Source organism: Pseudomonas sp. 86_A, assembly GCF_017491705.1.
GTDB classification, from domain to species: Bacteria; Pseudomonadota; Gammaproteobacteria; order Pseudomonadales; family Pseudomonadaceae; genus Aquipseudomonas; species Aquipseudomonas koreensis.
Genome location: NZ_JAFGYS010000116.1, coordinates 1 through 480 on the forward strand (window position 1 = coordinate 1; position 480 = coordinate 480).

Sequence of the window (480 nt, forward strand, 5' to 3'; positions counted from 1 at the left end):
CATCAAGAGCGTCGATGCGCATCTGAACGATGAGCCGAAGGCGCTGCCGCGCGTGCACACCGAGGGCACGCTGCCGCACGAGGGCATTTACGACCAGAGCGCCGAGGCGCTCAACGACATGGAGCTGATGCGCAACGCGGCGCTCGCGTGGCGCGTGACGAACCAGAGCAGCTATCTGGCGCTCGTCGACCGCTTTCTGTCGACGTGGGTGAACACTTACCGCCCGAGCTTCAATCCGATCGCCGAAACGCGCTTCGAGAGCCTGATCCTCGCGTACGACATGACGGCGAGCGCGCTGCCCGTGAAGACGCGCAACGCGGCGGCCGCGTTCATCGCGGCGCTCGGCAACGGCTACGTGCAACAGATCGATGCGCAGAAGCGCCCGCTCAAGGGCACGTGGCGCAACAACTGGCAGAGCCACCGGATCAAGCTGATCGCGCTCGCCGCGTTCACGCTCGGCGACCGTAGGATGATGAACGC

General features: G+C 65.6%; 1 protein-coding gene. It reads left to right on the forward strand.

Annotation, left to right across the window (positions count from 1 at the left end):
• On the forward strand, nucleotides 1–480 hold a 480-nt coding region (locus J5M57_RS28270; RefSeq protein WP_207938515.1), incomplete at both ends, for an alginate lyase family protein.